Source organism: Arthrobacter sp. Y81 (assembly GCF_002929335.1).
Classification (GTDB): Bacteria; Actinomycetota; Actinomycetes; order Actinomycetales; family Micrococcaceae; genus Arthrobacter.
In genome coordinates this window covers 128,494-146,528 of sequence record NZ_PJIL01000009.1, presented here as the reverse complement: position 1 = coordinate 146,528, position 18,035 = coordinate 128,494, and the positions used below count along the sequence as shown (strand labels likewise).

The following is an 18,035-nucleotide window of genomic DNA, read 5'->3' as shown; positions in this document are numbered from 1 at the left end:
CTTTGATTCGAGTGAAAGCAGTGTGGGTGTTTAGTTGTCTGTGCGCTTACGTATCTGAAGGTCGGTGAGGGTGGTGGACCCCTCCCCGGTGAAGACGCCGATCCGTCCCGCCGGCAGGTCGTAGATCCTGGTGCTGAGGGCGACCTGCCGGTCCAAAACGGCCACGCACAGGTCGCCGTCGACGATGAGTTCGAGGGTGTGCTTCCCGGGAGCCAGGTCGCAGGCACGTTCCAGTTCGATCTCGAACGGAATGTCGCCGGAGACATTCCATTGCGCGTCACCGGTGACTTTCCGGGGCCACCGGTCGAACACCATGCGGCCGCGTTTCGGTTCCAGGCGGAGAACGTAGGACTGGTCCCCGTCCTGGCTTGAGCGCAGCAACAGCCCGCATTCGGTGGTGCCGGGTTCGATGTCCAGCACCGCCGTGGCGTAGAACTGGCCGGGCAGTACTTCGTCGGAGACGGTGGCGGCATATCCGTCCGGCGCTTCCAGCCGTGCGGGCAGTTCGTTTGCCAGGGACACGGGCACCTCGTCCCAGAAGCTGTCAATGAGTTCGTCCGCGAAGCCGAATCCCAGCGTTCCGTCGGGGTTTTGCCGGGCTTCCAGGACGGACATCGTGCCGGCCCACTGCCAGAGCCCGTCGTCGGTGTTGTCTTCCTTGCTGGCGATCCAGCCGAAGAAGAAGCGGCGTCCATCGCGCTCAGCGGTCTTGGATGCGTAGAAGGCGCGGCCGTCCACCGAGTCCAGGTGCGGTACGGTCCAGGGGCCGTCGGGGCTCTTGGCCATGCGGTACCGGGTCGTGAAGGATTCGGAGAACTCCGAGTAGACCATGTACCACCAGTCGCCCCACGCGAAGACGTCCGGGCATTCATGGGTGATGTAGCGCCGGGGATCCCAGAACGGTTCAGTGTGCTGCCAGGTCACCAGGTCGCTGGAGACGCACTGGGCTATGACACCCCGACGGCGTTCGGGTCCCGCGGAGTGCCGCGCCGCCAGCAGCATCCGCCACTGGCCTGCGGCCTCGTCCCGGAAGACGAAAGGGTCCCGCCAGTCGCCGGACTCGTAGCCGTCCGGGGCACCGAAAGTGAGTTCCGGGTGCTTCACCCAGGTCTGCATACCGTCGGTGCTCGTGGCCTGCATGACGAGCTGAAGAGGCGCTCCATCCGGTCCGAGGTTGCGCGGGTTTTGACCCGTGTAGAACAAATGATGGGTGCCGGTTTCGTCGACGACGACACTGCCCGTGTAGGCGTTGAAGTCCAGGTCCGTTTCACTTCCGTGCTGGAGGGAAACGCCCTGGTCCTCAAACTGCGTGAGGTCTTTGGTGGTAACTAGGTTCCAGGAGGTTCCGGGCTTGGGGTCTGCGCGGACCTCGTGCAGGTAGAAGAGCCAAAACTCCCCGTCCTTCTCGAAAGGGATGAGGTCTCCCACCCAGCCGTCGGCGGGTTTGAAGAAAACTGAGCGATTCATCGGCGCTGACGTCCAATCTGCTTAAGCGTTTGATCATGAGTAATCTAACCCCCATCCAGAGCTTGATCAAGCGTTTTAGCAGAATTGGATTATTAATCTTTCGTTGACCCGAAACGGGGACTGAGCATGGCCCCGACGATTTATCCGCTGCCAGCTTCAAGCGGGTTACTGATTCTTCGTGCCGGCTCTTCTGCCGATTCTGAGACCGGCCCAGAACGCCAGGACCAGCAGGCCGGTGACTGCTATTGCCAGGCCGATCTGCGTCCCTTGACTTACGAAGGCCATGCCGCTGCCTGAGAAGAGCTGGTTGCTCAGCGGCGCGTAGGCGAACCAGCCTATGCTGGCATTCGCGTTGCTCCAGGCGACGAGGCAACCCACCAGCACCGCGACGAGGCCCACCCCGAGCAGAACGGCGGCAGATACGCGGGCGAGCTTCTTTGGCTTACGTTCCCCAGATGTGTTGTCTTCCCCCATGCAGGCGAGTCTAGCGGGGCTACTACCCGTGACCACGCCGCATCAGCGGGCCGAAGCGCACGACGGCGGGACCTCCCGCCGTCGACCGTTTGGGTTAGTGCCCAACAGCCTTCTATTTGGCCCAGTCGGCGTCGCCGTACGGGCGGCCGCGGAAGTGGGCGCGAAGATACTCCCCCACAACGGCAGCCCCCAGGTCCCCGGCGTCGGGCGCCACCACCCGGCCACCGACCCGGCGGGCCATCCGCTGGACGAACCGTTCCAGGCCGGGGTCGTCGCCGAGCCGGAAGAACGTGACCTGGGTGCCGGCACGCCCCAGGCGGTCCAGTTCGGCCACGGTAATCCGGATGGTCTCAGGGTCCGGCGGGTAGTCGAACCAGGTCTCGCCGTCGGCCAGCAGGTGCGCGGTTGGTTCGCCGTCCGTCACCACCAAGAGGACGGGCTGCATCGAGGGGTGCTTGCGGAAGAACCGGCCGGCCAGCAGTAAACCGTGGTGCAGATTCGTTCCCTTGCTCCGGAAGGCCGGCAAGGCGGTGAGCTCGCCAATGTCCATGGTCTGCGCGTAGCGGCCGAACGTGATCAGCTGCAGCCGGTCGCCGCGGAAGCGGGTTGAAATGAGGTGGTGCAGGGCGAGCGCGGTGCGCTTCATGGGCACCCAGCGCCCTTGGGCGGCCATTGAGAAGGATACGTCCACGAGCAGGACGACGGCGGCCTGGGTGCGTGCCTCAGTTTCCGCCACCTCGATGTCGTCCGCGGCGAGGCGCAGTCCGTGGCCCGGGTCGCCGCCGTCGGCAATGGTGCGGCGGATCGCGTTGGTGATGGTTCGCGTGACGTCCCACGGCTCGGCGTCGCCGAACTCCCACGGGCGGCTGGAGCCGGTCTGTTCCCCGGCCGCCCCGGCAACGCGCGTGTCCCGGCGCCCCTGCCGGCTGGAGAGTTGCTTGGCAGTGTCCCGAAGCAGCGCCCTCCCAAGCCGCCGCATCGACTGTGGTGACAGCCGGAGATCCCCGTCCGCCCCGCGTTGGAGGTACCCGCCGTCGTGCATTGCCTTCTCGATTTCAGCGAGGGTGCGTGCCGTCACGGCGGCATCCTGCCCGAGCTGGCGGGCCAGGGCGTCGAGGTCCAGGTCGTCCAGGCTGGACCCGTTATACGACTGGGAGAGCTGCTCAGACAGCTCGTCCAGCTCGGCGAGGTCCTGCAGCACGCCGGTGCCGTCTCCGAGTCCGAGCCCCTCCTGCCCCTCGAAGCGTTCGGAGCCGCTCCAGTCCTCGCCGGGGCGCAGTGCGCGCAAATTGTCGTCGAGTTGGCCGAGCTGGGCCATGAGTTGCGGCGAGCCGAACGCCTGGGCCGAGAGGTTCATCAGTTCCTCCCGCTGCTCCCGGGACATGGATTGCAGCATCCGCTGGGCTGCTGCCGCGCGCTGGGCCAGGGCGTCGATCAGCTCCTCGACCGACTGTGGATTCTCTGGAAAGAACTGGCCGTGCTTGGCCATAAAGTTCTGGAAGTCGGCGTCGGTGTCCTCGCCGCGCCGGTGTTTGTCGAGCAGCCCGTTGAGGTCCTGCAGCATCTCGCTGACGGCCGCTCGGTCCTCATCGGTGGCGTTCTCGAGTGCCTGTTTCATGCCGGCGAACCGCTGGTCCAGGACCTCACGGCCCAGCAGGTCCTTGATCCGTTCGTAGGCTTCCCGGGCGGTGCTCGACTGCCAGTCATAGGAGGCCAGCTCGTTGACCGCTGCGGCAGTGGACCGGGGCAGGTTCTGCAGCTGCATCTCACGGAAGGCGCGGTCGGTGTTGTCCATCATGGCGTCGCGGGCCAGCTGTTTGCGCTCCTCCAGCACCGCGGTGTCCAGCAGTTTCTGGACTTCGTTGAGGGTACCGTCCAGCTTGTGCCGGCCCAAGAGGTCTTTGCGGCGCTGCTGGACGCGGGCGGCGAGGTCGTCGAGGCCTTCGCGGCTGCGGCCGCCGCGCCGCAGGTACTCCTGGAGGGCATGCCGGGGCGAGTAGCCGGCCATGACGTCCTCGGCGACGGCGTCAAGCGCTTCCGCCAGGTCCACCGGCGGGGCGAGCGGATCCGGTCCGCCCCTGTACCGGCTGTACCTGGACCGGTTGTGAACGCTCATGGGCCCTCCTGTCCTGCCCCGTCGAACTGCTTAGCTTCTAGCCGTAAATCGTCGCCTCGTCGTCGGACTCCTTGGCGATCCGCCGGGCGAGGTAGAGGCCTTCCAATGCCAGTTCGACGGCGGCGGCCCGCTGCCCGTCGTTCGTCGCACCCAGGCGCTCACTGATCTCGTCGTAGAGTCGGGAGCCGTTGAGGGACGGGAGGTTCTGCAGGAACTCCCGCGCGGTGACCAGTTCCCCGGTGGTCACCGTGGTGTGGCCGTCGAGGGCGGCCACAAGCTGCCCCATGTCGATGCCGTGGAAGTGCGCCCGAACGGCCTCCGCTGTGGCCATGCGCAGGAGGTGGTCCAGGATGTCCTGTTCACGCCCTTCCTCACCGGACTCGAACTCAATCTTGCCCGCGAGGACTTCCACCGCCGCTTCCAGGTCGATGATCCGGGCCACGGCCTCGTCCTCGCCGCGCACACTGGCCCGGCGAAGGGCGGCCGCGGCGACGGTTTCGGCACCCGCAATGGCGAACCGGGCGGAAACCCCGGAGGTCTGGTTGATCGCCGGGGACTGCCGCAGCGCCCGGGTATAGCGGGCCAGGATCTCCAGGATGACGGGCGGGACGCCGGCCACCAGCTGCCCCTCCTGCCGGATGACGGCCACCTCGTCGTCGAGCTCTATCGGGTAGTGGGTGCGGATCTCGGCGCCGAAGCGGTCCCGCAGCGGCGTGATGATCCGGCCGCGGTTCGTGTAATCCTCCGGGTTGGCGGACGCGACGACGAGAACGTCCAGCGGCAGCCGCAGCACGTAGCCGCGGATCTGGATGTCGCGTTCCTCCATCACGTTGAGCATCGAAACCTGGATGCGCTCGGCGAGGTCGGGCAGCTCGTTGATGGCGATGATTCCGCGGTTTGAGCGCGGGACCAGGCCGTAGTGGATGGTTTCCGGGTCGCCGAGCCGGCGGCCCTCGGCCACCCGCATCGGGTCGATGTCGCCGATCAGGTCGGCGACGGAGGTGTCCGGCGTCGCGAGCTTTTCGACGTACCGTTCGGAGCGGTGGCGCCACGCCACCCGCAGCCGGTCCCCCTCGGTGAGGACGCGGGCACGGGATTGCTCCGTGATGGGTTCGTACGGGTGTTCGTTGAGTTCCGATTCCTCGATCACCGGCGACCACTCGTCCAGCAGCCCGGCCAGGGTGCGCAGCAGCCGGGTCTTGCCCTGCCCCCGTTCGCCGAGCAGGACGATGTCGTGGCCGGCTAGCAGGGCCCGCTCGAGCTGGGGCAGGACGGTCCGGCTGAAGCCGTACATCCCGGGCCAGGGATCGCGGCCGGCGGCGAGCGCGGCGAGCAGGTTGTCGCGGATTTCGCGGCGCAGGTCCTTGTGCACGTGGCCGGAGGCACGCAGTTCACCAACAGTGAAGACATCGGGGCGATCACTCACTCCTCTACGTTAGACCTCCACCGGGCGGGGAATCGAGGATTTCTCCAGATTCCCTGCTCACTGGGCACTACGCCGCTTAGGCTGGATGCTGATGACTGCAGCCATGCCGCCGGCACCACCATCGGGGCCGCCGCCGGGTCCGCCGGGAACGCTCCTCCTTTTGGTGCGCCATGGGGAGACGCCGACGACGGGCAGAGTGCTGCCGGGGCGGGCTCCGGGGCTGCTTCTGTCCGACCGCGGCCGCGCCCAGGCTGAACGGGTCGCGGAGCGCCTCGCGGACCTCCCGGTCGACGCCATCTATTCCTCGCCGCTGGAGCGCGCCTGCGAGACGGCGGAGCCGACGGCGGCCCGCACCGGACGGGACATGAAGCACGACGACGGACTGCTCGAATGCGATTTCGGCGACTGGACCGGGGCTGCTCTGGCGGACGTGGCCGCCCTGCCCGAGTGGCAGACCGTCCAGCACAGCCCCTCGACCTTCCGTTTCCCGAATGGCGAGAGCTTCACGGAAATGCAGGCGCGGATTGTCGGAACGCTGGAGGCGCTGCGAAACGCCCACGTTGGCGGCGTGGTGGTGTGTTTCTCCCACGCCGATCCCATCAAGGCCGCCGTCGCCCACGCCCTGGGCACGCCCCTGGACCTCTTCCAGCGCATCGTCATCAGCCCGGGTTCGGTGTCGGCCATCTCGGTTGTGGAGGGTCAGGCGCCCACCGTGCTCATGGTGAATTCGACGTCGGAACCGCTGAGCGGGCTGAGGGGACAGTGAGTGGGGACTTACGGCGGCACAGCCGGTGAAACGGGGCCGACGGTGTCGGGCCGGGAGCTGATGCTGCTCACGCAGGGCAGCGTCGAGCTGATCGGGCGCATCCCGCGCAGCAGCAACGGGACGTTCCTCGTCCAGGTCTCCCGTGCGGACGACGCCGCGTACGCGGTCTACAAGCCGGAGGCCGGGGAACGGCCGCTGTCCGATTTCGAGCCCGGCCTCTACCGGCGCGAACGCGCAGCCTACCTGCTCAGCGATTCGCTGGGGTGGGGTCTGGTGCCGCCGACGGTGATCCGCGAGGAGGCGCCCTTGGGGGTCGGTTCGCTGCAGTGGTTTATCGAGTGCGACTTCCAAGAGCATTACTTCACCCTGTTCGCGGACTCACCCGAGACCCATCGCGAGCTGGCGCGGATCGCCCTGTTCGACTACGTCACCAACAACACCGACCGCAAAAGCGGCCACGTGCTGCGCGGCGATGACGGCCGGGTGTGGGGCATCGACCACGGGCTGTGCTTCTCGGCCAGCTTCAAACTGCGTACCGTGATCTGGGACTTCGCCGGTGAGCCCATCCCGGACGCCCTGCTCGAGGACATCGCTCCGCTCGCAGAGGGCGCGCCAGTCGAGGTGGCCGAGCTCCTCGACGTCGAAGAGGTCACCGCTTTGCAGCGCCGCGTGCAGCGCTTGCTCCGCGCCGGGGTGCTGCCGGTTGACCGCACCGGCATGCGCTACCCGTGGCCGCTCGTATAGGCGCGCTTCGGCGTCTTGTGACTCTCTGTCGTTAGCACTTCCCCGCGGCGCTACTTAGGAGTGCCGAATCCGCTGTCCGCCCGTCACGCAGGCTTGCCTGGCACTCAGCCGCGCGTCCGGCGACGTCGCCATGGACGGCATAAGTAATTGCCTCGACAACAGCGATTTGGCCGGTTGTGTCAGGGACGCCGGGAAATTGCACCTGCGGCGCCTCAACGGCCACCGGCGACTCCTGCGTGGCCCGCATGCGAAGAATCGCGATGGCGGAAATAAGGCACCAGGCAATGTTCGTAACCACTGAGGGCCACGCTTCGTGGACCGCACCATTGATGATGAAGGCACATGCACCGATGAGGTTGGCCACCTGGAAGCGCTTGCCGGCCTTCAACCAACCCATGGAGACAGACAGGTATGCCGACAGGATCAGAACTGCCCCCGACCAACCTGCAATTTCCCACAGCAGTTCCATGATGTCCTTTCAGAAGTGGCACCCTGATGCCATCCGCTGGGCGGAGTGTAGATCGTGGGCTCGTGTGTGTTTTGGAAGGCCCGGATGTCCCCGTAGGCCTGTCGTTTCAACAGCAATTATGAGTACGGCGCACCTTTAGAGCAATTGCATTCCACTGAAGACATGGTTTAGAACTACTTAACATGGACATCGATCCGCGCAGGCTGCGCGTGCTTCTTGCGATTGCCCGCACGGGCGGGGTGCTAGCCGCGGCCGACGAGCTGGGAATTAGCCCATCGGCCGTCTCACAGCAGCTCAACAAATTGGAAGACGAGACGGGCCACGCCTTGGTGGTGCGCACACCCAAAGGCTCAGTTTTGACACCCGCAGGCCTGGCGGTAGCGGAAGCCGGGGAGGAGATTGAACGTGCACTCAGCGTTGCTCGCGCCCGTATCGAAGGTGGGGCCAAGGTTGAAGGAGTCGTGCGCGTGGGCGGATTCACCAGCTTTGTTCGGACGGTGGTGATCCCGCGCCTGCCCGACTGGCGCACCCAGTACCCGCAATTGCAGATCCGGATCGTCGAGGACGACTTTCCGGCTCTGATGCGACTGCTCCGCCAGCGCCAGCTCGACGCCGTCGTGGTCGAGCTCGATTCGACGACGGCCGAGCAGCGTTCGCTCTCCGCAGGAATGACCGAGGAACCACTGCTTGACGAGCCCTGGAAGCTGGTGGTTCCCTCGGGTGCCCTGCTCACCACCGAGAACATCGACCTTGCCCGGCTGCCACTTCCGTGGCTCGGCGTCGAGCCCACAGCCGCCAACGCTTCGGTGCTCGGTCGGCTCCGTCAGTCAACGGGTGCCCAGATGGATACTGCGCACCAGTACCAGGAAACGCTGACCGCTCTCGCGCTCGTCGCCGCGGGCGAGGGTATTGCGATCGTGCCCACCTTGGCACTAAGCGGCGTCATCCACGACGGAGTCGACGTCCTGGACGTCCCCGGACTCGGAACTCGACGCATCGTCCTGCGACGATTCGATCGACGGCGGTCAACCAGCACGCCGGTGGACACCGTCGCACGCCTGCTGCGGGAATCGGCAGCGGCGTTCGACACACGATCGACATCCTGACGGACTCGTCCTGGTCTCTGTTTGTCCAGAGTGCTCTGGACAATTAGGTGACGTATGGCCTATTTTCGGCAACCTGATCCGGGCATAGGCTGATAAAACCACAGCTCGGCGAATAGACGAAGGAGACTCTCATGTTGCTTTGGATAGCCATCATTATCGCGGTTCTCTGGCTTCTCGGTCTGCTCGGCAACATCGGTGGCGGGTTAATTCACCTGCTTTTGGTGATAGCCGTGGTCGTCCTGGTCGTCCACTTCATCCGCGGCAGGTCCTCCCGCGTGTAAGACGAGCAAAGCCATCCCAGCAATGGGGCACGCACGGCCGACCTTGCGGGAGCGCGCCGGGAAACCGCGGGTTTGGCCGGTTCCCAGGCGGGATCCTTAGGGGAAGTCGTAGGGCGCTCGGGAGGTGCGAGGACGGAGTGACATTCTGGACGTCCCCGGACTGGGTACGCGACGCATCGTTCTGCGACGGTTCGACCGGCGACGGTCAGCCGGCATGCCCGTGGACACAGGGGTGAGCCGACGACGGCGGGACTTCCCGCCGTCGTCCGCTTGCGTTTGGTGCCGCTCGCCTACAGCGCCGACCAGCCGCCGTCGGAGGCGAGGATGGCGCCGTTGACGTTGGTGCCGTCGTCGCTGAGCAGGAAGGTGATGGAGGCGGCGAGCTGGGCCGCGGTGGCGGGTGTGGGGACAGTGGCCTGCATCAGCGGGCCGAGGCGTTCGGCCGCGAGCTGCGATCCCCAGTTGGCCACGATGTTGGTGATGGTGGGGCCGGGGGCTACGGCGTTGAAGCGCAGGCCCTTGGGCCCGTACATCACGGCCGAGTTCTTAGTCAGGCCGACGACGGCGTGCTTGGACGCGGTGTAGGCGGCTCCGGCGGCGGAACCGCGCAGCCCGGCTTCGGAGGCGACGTTGACCACGGAACCGGTCCCGGCGTCGAGCATCAGCGGCACCACGGCGCGGGTGAGGCGCATGAGGGCGGTGACGTTGATCCGGAAGACACGGTCCCAGAGGTCGTCGTCCACTTCGTGGATGGGGGCGAAGTTGTCCATGACGCCGGCGACGTTCGCCAGGGCGTCGACGCGTCCGCCGGCGGCAGCAACGACGGCGGCCACGGTCTCTTCGGTGGAGATGTCGCCGGCCACGGGGACCAGGTCCAAACCGGCGTTTTCGGCCACCAGGTCGTCCAGGCGTTCCTTGCTGATGTCGGCGGCGATGACGCGGCCGCCTTCCTTGGCGACGCGCAGGGCCGTGGCCTGGCCGATGCCCGAGGCCGCGCCGGTGACGATGACGGTTTTGCCGGCAAACCGGCCGTTGGTGGTGGCTTCCTGCCATGAAGCTTCGTTGCCCATGATGTCCTTCCAGACGTTGCTGAGGGTGATGCGATCCACCTTATGACACTCTGTGTCATTATGTAAGGGTGAATACTGGTGGGATGCCTTCGGATGCTTTGACCACCGCCGTTCCGCGCCCCACCGGGCGCCCGGTGACGATTGATCCCGACGCAGTGGCCGCCATCGCGCTGCGGTTGTTCGCGGAGCGCGGCTACGAGCAGACCTCCATGGAGGACATCGCGCGCGCGGCCGGAATCGGGCGCAAGAGCCTGTACCGCTACTTCTCGAACAAAGCCGAGCTTGTCTGGGGCGGCATGGATCCGGCGGTGGAAGCGTCGGGGCGGGTTTTGGATTCCGCCCGCGTTTCGGGCGGGGCCGACGGCGGTTCCAACGGCGACGTGCTGGCGGGGCTGCGGGAGGCGGCTGTTGCCGGGGTTGCTGTTATTCCTGACCTGGCAGTGACACGGGGGCGGCTGCGGTTGATCGCCGAGCACCCCGAGCTGGCGAGTCGGAGCTACGAGTCCCTGACACCGCAGCGGGACCGGGCGCGGGCGTATCTGGTTTCGGCAGGGGTTGGCGAGGACGTTGCCGGGTATCTGTGCGCAGCGTTCATGGGCGCGACGTTCGAGGCCTGGATGCGGTGGGCCGCGGGGACGGATCCGGATCCGGTGCCGTATTTGGTGGCGGCTGTTGGGGTGCTCAGCATTCCGGGAGGCTGAAGCGACGCGGCGGTGCGCGCGGCTTTGGCTTCATTGGAGACTTAACGTCACACAAAGCGGCGGCATCCGGATCCGGACAGGCAACGATTTACCCTTGACTCGTGACTTTGACTAAGATCCGCACCGCCGCCGCGAGCTCCCTCGCCGCCGCAGGTCTCCTGTTTACCCTCGCCGCCTGTTCCACGCCGGCCGCCACCCAGCCAACCAGCTCTGCACCGGTTTCCCCGGCAACAGCTTCAGCCAGCACCGACTCCGGGCCCTGCGCCGGGGTGAAGGTCATCGTCGATTCGGGCTCCCTGAAGCAGGCTGCCGCTGATACGTCCGTTTGCGTGCCCGTGGACGGGCCGACGCTCGCATCCAAGGTGCTCGACGAGGCAAAGGTGAAAACTGAGGGCACTCCCGAATATCCCAAGGAACTGGCGTGCCGTGTGAACGGCGTCCCCGCCGCAGACTTCGACATCGCCCACAAGGGAGGAACGTACCGGGAAGACTGCAGCAAGATGCCCGCCGCTTTCGCCTACTGGTCGCTCTGGGTCAAGCCGGCCTCCGGTGACTGGGCATACGCGCAGGAAGGCCTCAGCACCCTGCAGCTGAGCCCGGGACAGAGCGTGGAACTGCTCTTCACGGTCGACGGCGCACCGGCCGCACCGGCGGCATGACCTTTCGACCCGCGCCGCTACGTGCAGCGGCGGCTCTCGCCGTCGTCTTCATCGCGGCGCGGGTCATTTACCGCTTCCTTTTCAACGGGGCGGGCATTGGCGAACCGGTTCTGCTTGACCTGCCGGCGGTGCCGCTGCCTGCCCCGTACGCCCATGTGGTCCTCCTCGGTCCGGTAACCGCAGCTGGCCTGTGGCAGGCGGTCCTGTCCGCTTTGCCGATTGCCGGGATGTTCCTCGCTTTCGGCCTGCTCAATGCGTTTGTGGATGTGGCCCGCGGCTTCGTGCTCCTGGCCCGCCGCGGCCCCATGCAGGGCCTGGCCCGGACTTTGGTGGTGGCCTGGGCGGCGCTCCCGGCGCTAGCCGACGCCGTGAGCTCCGTACGCCTGGCCTTTAGACTGCGGGGCGAACGCTTCGGACCCCGCGCCCTGGTGCCCGTGCTCGAGCGGACCCTTGAGCACGCGGGCCGGGTTGCCGCAGCCCTGGAGCTGCGCGGCTTCGGGAGCCGGGCAGCACACCAGACCGGCCAGGGTACCGAAGCGCCGGTCCTCGTCCGGGACGCAGAATTCCGCATCGGTGATGCGCGGGTGCGCGTCGCAGGGTTCACGCCGTCGAGCGGGTCCATAACGGTCATCACCGGGCCGACGGGCTCCGGCAAGTCCACCTTCCTGCGGGGCGTCGCGGGCCTCCTCTCACACGTTGACGGTGGAGAAGTTTCCGGCACCGTGCGCGTCGCCGGAACGGACCGTGCCACCACGCCGCCGCGCGATACCGCCCGCCTCGTCGGCGTCGTATTGCAGAATCCCCGCGCTGCCTTCGCCTCTACCCGGGTCCGGGATGAAATCGCCCTCGCACTGGAGCTGCGCGGCATGGCGTCCGGGACCGCCAAGACCCGGGTGCTGGAGGTCGCGGAGCATATCGGAGTGTCGGCGCTGCTGGACCGGAATATCAGCACCCTCTCGGCAGGCGAGGCGACGCTTGTGGCCATCGCCGCCGCGGTGGTGGAGCATCCGGCCCTGCTCCTGGTTGATGAGCCTTTGGCCGACCTGGACACCGCAGCACGCGGACACGTCATCGCCGTGCTCAACGCCCTCGCCCGCGATGACGGTGTCTGCGTCATCGTGGCGGAGCACCGGGCGGCAGCGCTCGTACCGGTTGCCGACTCGTGGTGGACCATCGACGGCGACGCCCTGGTGCCGGGTGCTGCGCCATCCGCGCCTTCGGCCCCTGTTAGTGCCCGCCCAACGCCGGCAGAGCCAGCGGAGCACGTGCCCGTCCTGACTGCGGCAAACCTCGCGGTGCACCGCAAGGGCAAACCGCTCGTGCATGACGCGTCCCTGACCCTGCACCGCGGTGAAGTGGTGGCCCTCGTGGGGCCGAACGGGGCAGGAAAGTCGTCCCTCCTGGTGGCGCTCGCCCTGGGTGAAGGAACGGAGCGTGAAGGAACGGTTGGCGAAGGCAGGGGCGGTGAAAGCACGGTCGACGGCGGCCGCGTCGCCCTCGTCCCGGACGCCTCGGACGACCTCTTCACGAGGGATACCGTCGCAGCAGAGCTCCGCGCGGCCGATCGGCGCCAGGCGCGCGCTGCGCGTAAGGCTGCCGCCGGGCGGCACCAGGACCTGCGCAGTGACCGGCTCCCCGCAAGGCCCGCGGCTTCACACTTGGCCCGTTTGCGGGGGGACGTCCGGATTCCCATTGGACATGAACATCCCCGGGATCTCTCTGCAGGAGAGCGCAGGATCCTAGCCATCGCGCTGCAGACCATGGACGAGCCCCAGGTACTCCTGATCGATGAGCCCACCCGCGGACTCGATCCTGCTGCCCGCACAGCAGTCTCGGCGGCGCTGCGGGCCGCTGCGGACGCCGGTGCCGCGGTCCTGATCGCCACGCACGACCTCGACTTTGCCCACAACCTCGGCGCCCGGATCCTCCCGATGCGTGACGGCGTCGTACCTTCTTCCGTGCCGGCCAATGCGCCGGAACCGCCCCTCCCGCTTTCCCGGCAGGGGAATGCCGGACCGAGGCCAAGGGTCAGCGACGAACAAACAGACACCCAGGGCCCGGCAAGACAGCGCCGCGTCCGGATGCCGCGGGGCGTCGAGCTCGCAATTCTGGCAGCTGCAAATCTTCTGGCCCTCGGCGCATTCTGCTGGCCGCTGCTCGCCGCAGCCCTCCCGGAGGATGCCGCCGCGGCCCTCCCCTACGCGGCGCTGGCCATTGCGCCGCTCGCCGCCGTCGCCGTCGTTGTGTCCATGGACGGTTCGGTCCGCTCCGCGCACACGGTGGCGTTGCTCGGCGTCCTGGCCGCCGTCGGTTCCGCGGTGCGGGTGGCGAGCACCGGCGTCGGGGGCGTGGAGGCGGTCTTTATCCTGCTGATCCTGGCCGGCCGGGCCTTCGGTGCCCGTTTCGGCATGCTCCTCGGCGCCGCCACCATCGCCGTCTCCAGCGCCTTGTGGGGTGGGATCGGGCCGTGGACACCGTTCCAGATCTTCGCCTGTGCGTGGGTGGGCGCCGGTGCCGGCCTGCTCCCCCGGCAGGTGCGGGGCAAAGCCGAGCTGTGGATGCTGGGCGGCTACGGTGCCGTGGCGTCCTACCTGTTCGGGCTGCTGACCAATCTGTGGTTCTGGCCCTTCGCGGTCGGCGCCGGCACCGGCATCTCCTACGTGGCCGGTGCGCCGCTGGGCACCAACCTCAGCAGCTTCCTGCTCTACTCGCTGGTGACGTCGACGGCGGGCTGGGACACCTTGCGTGCCATCACCACGGTCGTCGGAATCGCTGTGGTGGGGCGGGCCATTCTCGCCGCGTTCCGGCGGGTGAAGCCGGTATACAACGGCGGCGGGCAGGCCACCAAGGCCCTACCCGCCGTCGTATCTGATCTGGAGGAGATCAGGCGTTAGTTTTCCGCTTGAACCAGCCCCACACGGCCGTGGCCACGAACAGGATCAGGCCGATGAATGCCAGCCACAGCAGGCCCTTCACCACGAAGCCGAGGATCGAAAGGACAAGCCAGATAATAAGCAGTGTGATGATAATTCCCATAGGGGAAGCTTAGGCCTTATCCCTGCTGAAACAGGCACCAGCACCCAACTCACACCTTGAAGTACTTCGCCTCCGGGTGATGGAACACGAACGCGTCGGTGGACTGTTCGGGGTGCAGCATCAGCTCATCGCTCAGGATCACGCCCATCCGCTCGGGGTGCAGCAGCTCCGTCACCTTGCGGCGGTCCTCCATGTCCGGGCACGCGGGGTAGCCGAGCGAGAACCGCGCGCCGCGGTAGTCGAGCTTGAACAGGCCGGCCTTGTCCTTGGGCTCCTCGGCTGCGAAACCCAGCTCCGAGCGGATGCGTGCATGCCAGAATTCCGCGAGCGCCTCGGTGAGCTGCATGACCAGGCCGTTGAGCTCGTAGTAGTCGCGGTAGTGGTTGCCCTTGAACAGTTCGGACGTGACCTCGTCGATCTTCGAGCCGGCGGTGACCAGCTGCACCGGCAGCACGTCGATCTGCCCCGATTCGCGCGAGCGCACGAAGTCGGCGAGGCACAGGTGCCGGTCGCGGCGCTGGCGCGGGAAGTCGAAGCGCAGCCGCTCGGTGCCGATCGGACCGCCTGATCCGCCGTCGGGGGCGAGCAGGCCCGCGGTGCCGAGGACGCCGTCGCGATCCTCCCCGTGGTGCAGCACCACCACCTGTTCCCCCTCGGAGACCACCGGGAAGTACCCGTACGCGACGGAGGCATCGAGCATTCCCTCGCCGAGGATGCGGTCCAGCCAGTACCGCAGGCGCGGCCGGCCCTCGCGTTCCACCAGTTCCTCATAGGAGGCGCCGTCCTCGCCGCGGCCGGGCTTGAGCCCCCACTGCCCCATGAAGGTGGCGCGTTCGTCGAGGAAGGCAGAGTAATCGTGGAGCGAGACGCCGCGCACGATGCGGGTGCCCCAGAACGGCGGCGAAGGCACGTGATTGTCGGCGGCGACGTCGGAACGCCCGGGCATTGCCTCCGGCTCCGTCACCTTGAACTTCGGGCCTCCTTTATGGATCCGCTTCTTCAGCGCGGGGAGGCCCACCTCTGCGGGGTCGGCGCCGCGGGCCACCTGCACCAGCGGCTCCATGAGCGACAGGCCCTCGAAGGCGTCCTTCGCGTAGCGGACTTCTCCCTCGAACTGTCCCGCCAGGTCCTGCTCGACGTAGGCGCGGGTGAGGGCTGCGCCGCCGAGGATGATCGGCCACCGCTTCGCGAGCCCGCGGGACTGCAGTTCCGCGAGGTTCTCCTTCATCACCACGGTGGACTTCACGAGGAGGCCGGACATGCCGATCACGTCGGCGTTGTGTTCCTCGGCCGCGGCGATGATGTCGGCGATCGGCTGCTTGATGCCGAGGTTGATCACCTTGTAGCCGTTGTTGGTGAGGATGATGTCCACCAGGTTCTTGCCGATGTCGTGCACATCGCCGCGCACGGTGGCGATCACCATCGTGCCCTTGCCCGAGGAATCCGATTTCTCCATGTGCGGCTCGAGCAGCGCCACGGCGGTCTTCATCACCTCGGCGGACTGCAGCACGAAGGGCAGCTGCATCTCGCCGGCGCCGAAGCGCTCGCCCACCACCTTCATGCCCTCGAGCAGGTAGTCGTTGATGATGCCGAGCGGGGTCATGCCCTCGGCGCGGGCCAGGTCCAGGTCCTCTTCGAGGCCCTTGCCTTCGCCGTCGATGATGCGCCGCTCCAGGCGTTGGCCGGTGGGCAGCGCCGCGAGTTCCGCGGCGCGCTGGTCCTTCAGCGCTGCGGTGTCGACGCCGGCAAACAGGTCCAGCATGCTGGCCAGCGGGTCGTACGTGAGGTTGCCGTCGGCGTCGTATTCGCGGCGGTCCCAGACGAGGTCCAGGGCCACCTTGCGCTGTTCCTCCGGCAGTGACGCGAGCGGCACGATTTTGGCCGCGTCGATGATGCCGCTGGTCAGGCCGGCCTGCACCGCCTCGTGCAGGAACACCGAGTTCAGGGCCATGCGCGCTGCCGGGTTCAGGCCGAAGGACACGTTGGAGACGCCGAGGGTGGTGTTGATGCCGGGGTACTTCGCGGTGATCTGGCGGATGGCTTCGATCGTTTCGATGGCGTCCCGGCGGGTTTCCTCCTGGCCGGTGGCGATGGGGAAGGTCAGGGCGTCGACGATGATGTCCTCGACGCGCATCCCCCATTCGCCCACCAGGGCGTCGACGAGGCGGGAGGCGATGGCCACTTTGCCCTCGGTGGTGCGTGCCTGGCCGTGTTCGTCGATGGTCAGGGCGATTACGGCGGTGCCGTGTTCCTTCACGAGCGGCATGATCCGCGCGAAGCGGCTGTCCGGGCCGTCGCCGTCCTCATAGTTGACGGAGTTGACCACCGGGCGTCCGCCGATGTGTTCGAGCCCGGCCTGAAGTACGGCCGGTTCCGTGGAGTCCATGACGAGCGGGAGCGTGGAGGCCGACGCGAAACGTGAGACGATCTCCTTCATGTCGGCCACGCCGTCGCGCCCCACGTAGTCAATGCACACATCGAGCAGGTGCGCGCCGACGCGGACCTGCTCGCGGGCGATATCGACGCAGTCGTCCCAGCGCTCGTCGAGCATTGCCTGGCGGAACGCCTTTGAACCGTTCGCGTTGGTGCGTTCGCCAATAGCGAGGTACGCAGACTCCTGGTCGAAATTCACATGATGGTAGAGGGAAGCGATGCCTGCTTCACGCTCGGTGGGAAGGCGGCTGCCGTCGGCGCCCCTCCCGCCGCTGGTGACGGCGGCGGCGGTGCGGAAGGGCGCAAGACGCTCGACGACGGCGGCCATGTGCTCCGGCGTCGTACCGCAACATCCGCCCACCAGACCCAGGCCGAATTCGCGGACGAACTGCTCGTGCGCGGTGGCGAGTTCTACGGGTGAGAGCGGATAGTGCGCGCCGTTGGCACCAAGGACGGGCAGGCCGGCGTTGGGCATGCACGCGATTGCCACGGAGGACTGCTTGGCGAGGTGGCGCAGGTGCTCGCTCATCTCATCCGGCCCGGTGGCACAGTTCAGACCGATGGCGTCGACGCCGAGCGGCTCGAGCGCGGTGAGCGCGGCGCCGATCTCCGAGCCCATCAGCATGGTTCCGGTGGTTTCGACGGTCACCTCGACGAAGATCGGGAGCCGGATGCCGCGGGTTACGATCGCCTGCTTGCAGCCGTTGACCGCGGCTTTGGTCTGCAGGAGGTCCTGGCTGGTCTCGATGAGGAAGGCGTCCGCTCCCCCGTCGATGAGGCCCTCGGCCTGCAGGGCGAAGGTCTGCTTGAGGTAGTCGTAGCTGGTGTGGCCGAGGCTGGGGAGCTTGGTGCCCGGCCCCATCGAGCCCAGGACCCAGCGCATGCGGCCGTCTGTTTTTTCTGCCGCTTCGGCACGGTCACGGGCGATCTCCGCGCCCTTCCGGGCGAGCTCTTCAATCCTGTCGTCGATGCCGTAGTCGGAGAGATTGGACCAGTTCGCGCCGAAGGTGTTGGTTTCGACCGCATCGATCCCCACCGCGAAGTACGCGTCATGAATGTCCGCGAGGACATCCGGTCGCGTGGCATTGAGGATCTCGTTGCAGCCCTCCAGTCCCAGAAAGTCGTCCTCGAGCGACAACTCCCGCCCCTGCAGCATGGTGCCCATCGCCCCATCGGCGATGACGACCCGGTGATTCACGGCATCCAGCAGCTCCTGCGAACGGACGGGACGGGGAACGGACTCAATATCAAGCGCAAAACGAGGCATCTAAACAGACTACGGGCGGG

Annotated in this window: 15 protein-coding genes; 7 read left to right on the top strand and 8 right to left on the bottom strand. The window is 67.0% G+C overall.

Annotation, left to right across the window (positions count from 1 at the left end):
- Window positions 1-30: 30 nt before the first annotated feature.
- The 4 genes from CXQ91_RS13740 to CXQ91_RS13725 form a co-directional block, all read right to left on the bottom strand.
- The gene (locus tag CXQ91_RS13740) at window positions 31-1,467 is read right to left on the bottom strand and encodes a GH32 C-terminal domain-containing protein (RefSeq protein WP_104174468.1); all 1,437 of its coding nucleotides are present in this window, start codon (window positions 1,465-1,467) and stop codon (window positions 31-33) included.
- A 165-nt stretch (window positions 1,468-1,632) separates the two neighbouring features.
- Window positions 1,633-1,941 carry a hypothetical protein gene (locus CXQ91_RS13735; protein ID WP_104174467.1) on the bottom strand — a complete coding sequence of 103 codons (309 nt, stop codon included), beginning with the start codon at window positions 1,939-1,941 and terminating at the stop codon, window positions 1,633-1,635.
- A 112-nt stretch (window positions 1,942-2,053) separates the two neighbouring features.
- Window positions 2,054-4,057 (bottom strand): VWA domain-containing protein, encoded by a 2,004-nt coding sequence (locus CXQ91_RS13730; protein WP_104174466.1) that lies wholly within the window; start codon window positions 4,055-4,057, stop codon window positions 2,054-2,056.
- 37 nt (window positions 4,058-4,094) lie between these two features.
- Window positions 4,095-5,483: a sigma 54-interacting transcriptional regulator gene (locus CXQ91_RS13725; protein ID WP_104174465.1), complete on the bottom strand. Its 1,389-nt coding sequence runs from the start codon at window positions 5,481-5,483 to the stop codon at window positions 4,095-4,097.
- A gap of 91 nt (window positions 5,484-5,574) precedes the next feature.
- On the opposite strand from CXQ91_RS13725, the gene CXQ91_RS13720 reads away from it, so the two are divergent.
- Complete coding sequence (locus CXQ91_RS13720; RefSeq protein ID WP_258073974.1) at window positions 5,575-6,249, top strand: histidine phosphatase family protein; 675 nt, start codon at window positions 5,575-5,577, stop codon at window positions 6,247-6,249.
- Between the two features lie 42 nt (window positions 6,250-6,291).
- Window positions 6,292-6,993 carry an SCO1664 family protein gene (locus tag CXQ91_RS13715; RefSeq protein ID WP_104174540.1) on the top strand — a complete coding sequence of 234 codons (702 nt, stop codon included), beginning with the start codon at window positions 6,292-6,294 and terminating at the stop codon, window positions 6,991-6,993.
- A 31-nt stretch (window positions 6,994-7,024) separates the two neighbouring features.
- On the opposite strand, the gene CXQ91_RS13710 is transcribed toward CXQ91_RS13715, so the two are convergent.
- Window positions 7,025-7,462, bottom strand: a complete 438-nt coding sequence (locus CXQ91_RS13710) for a hypothetical protein (RefSeq protein WP_104174463.1) — start codon at window positions 7,460-7,462, stop codon at window positions 7,025-7,027.
- 182 nt (window positions 7,463-7,644) lie between these two features.
- Between CXQ91_RS13710 and CXQ91_RS13705 the strand changes: the two genes are divergently transcribed.
- The gene (locus CXQ91_RS13705) at window positions 7,645-8,568 is read left to right on the top strand and encodes a LysR family transcriptional regulator (protein WP_104174462.1); all 924 of its coding nucleotides are present in this window, start codon (window positions 7,645-7,647) and stop codon (window positions 8,566-8,568) included.
- Between the two features lie 131 nt (window positions 8,569-8,699).
- Window positions 8,700-8,849 (top strand): lmo0937 family membrane protein, encoded by a 150-nt coding sequence (locus CXQ91_RS13700; RefSeq protein ID WP_104174461.1) that lies wholly within the window; start codon window positions 8,700-8,702, stop codon window positions 8,847-8,849.
- A gap of 290 nt (window positions 8,850-9,139) precedes the next feature.
- On the opposite strand, the gene CXQ91_RS13690 is transcribed toward CXQ91_RS13700, so the two are convergent.
- Window positions 9,140-9,919 (bottom strand): SDR family NAD(P)-dependent oxidoreductase, encoded by a 780-nt coding sequence (locus CXQ91_RS13690; RefSeq protein ID WP_104174539.1) that lies wholly within the window; start codon window positions 9,917-9,919, stop codon window positions 9,140-9,142.
- Window positions 9,920-10,002: 83 nt separating this feature from the next.
- Here CXQ91_RS13690 and CXQ91_RS13685 point away from each other — a divergent pair, with 83 nt between their 5' ends.
- The 3 genes from CXQ91_RS13685 (at window position 10,003) to CXQ91_RS13675 (ending at window position 14,173) form a co-directional block, all read left to right on the top strand.
- Window positions 10,003-10,620, top strand: a complete 618-nt coding sequence (locus CXQ91_RS13685) for a TetR family transcriptional regulator (protein WP_104174460.1) — start codon at window positions 10,003-10,005, stop codon at window positions 10,618-10,620.
- A 101-nt stretch (window positions 10,621-10,721) separates the two neighbouring features.
- Window positions 10,722-11,279, top strand: coding sequence for a hypothetical protein (locus CXQ91_RS13680; RefSeq protein WP_104174459.1), 558 nt, complete (start codon window positions 10,722-10,724; stop codon window positions 11,277-11,279).
- A complete protein-coding gene (locus tag CXQ91_RS13675) occupies window positions 11,276-14,173 on the top strand; it encodes an ATP-binding cassette domain-containing protein (protein WP_104174458.1) in 2,898 nt (965 codons plus the stop codon). Before CXQ91_RS13680 ends, CXQ91_RS13675 begins: the two co-directional genes overlap by 4 nt.
- Here the strand turns inward: CXQ91_RS13675 and CXQ91_RS24500 are convergent.
- On the bottom strand, window positions 14,163-14,315 hold the full coding sequence (locus CXQ91_RS24500; RefSeq protein ID WP_028269736.1) for an LPXTG cell wall anchor domain-containing protein: 153 nt from the start codon (window positions 14,313-14,315) through the stop codon (window positions 14,163-14,165). The two genes, CXQ91_RS13675 and CXQ91_RS24500, sit on opposite strands and share 11 nt — an antisense overlap.
- A gap of 49 nt (window positions 14,316-14,364) precedes the next feature.
- Window positions 14,365-18,015: a methionine synthase gene (gene metH / locus CXQ91_RS13670; protein WP_104174457.1), complete on the bottom strand. Its 3,651-nt coding sequence runs from the start codon at window positions 18,013-18,015 to the stop codon at window positions 14,365-14,367.
- Window positions 18,016-18,035 lie beyond the last annotated feature (20 nt).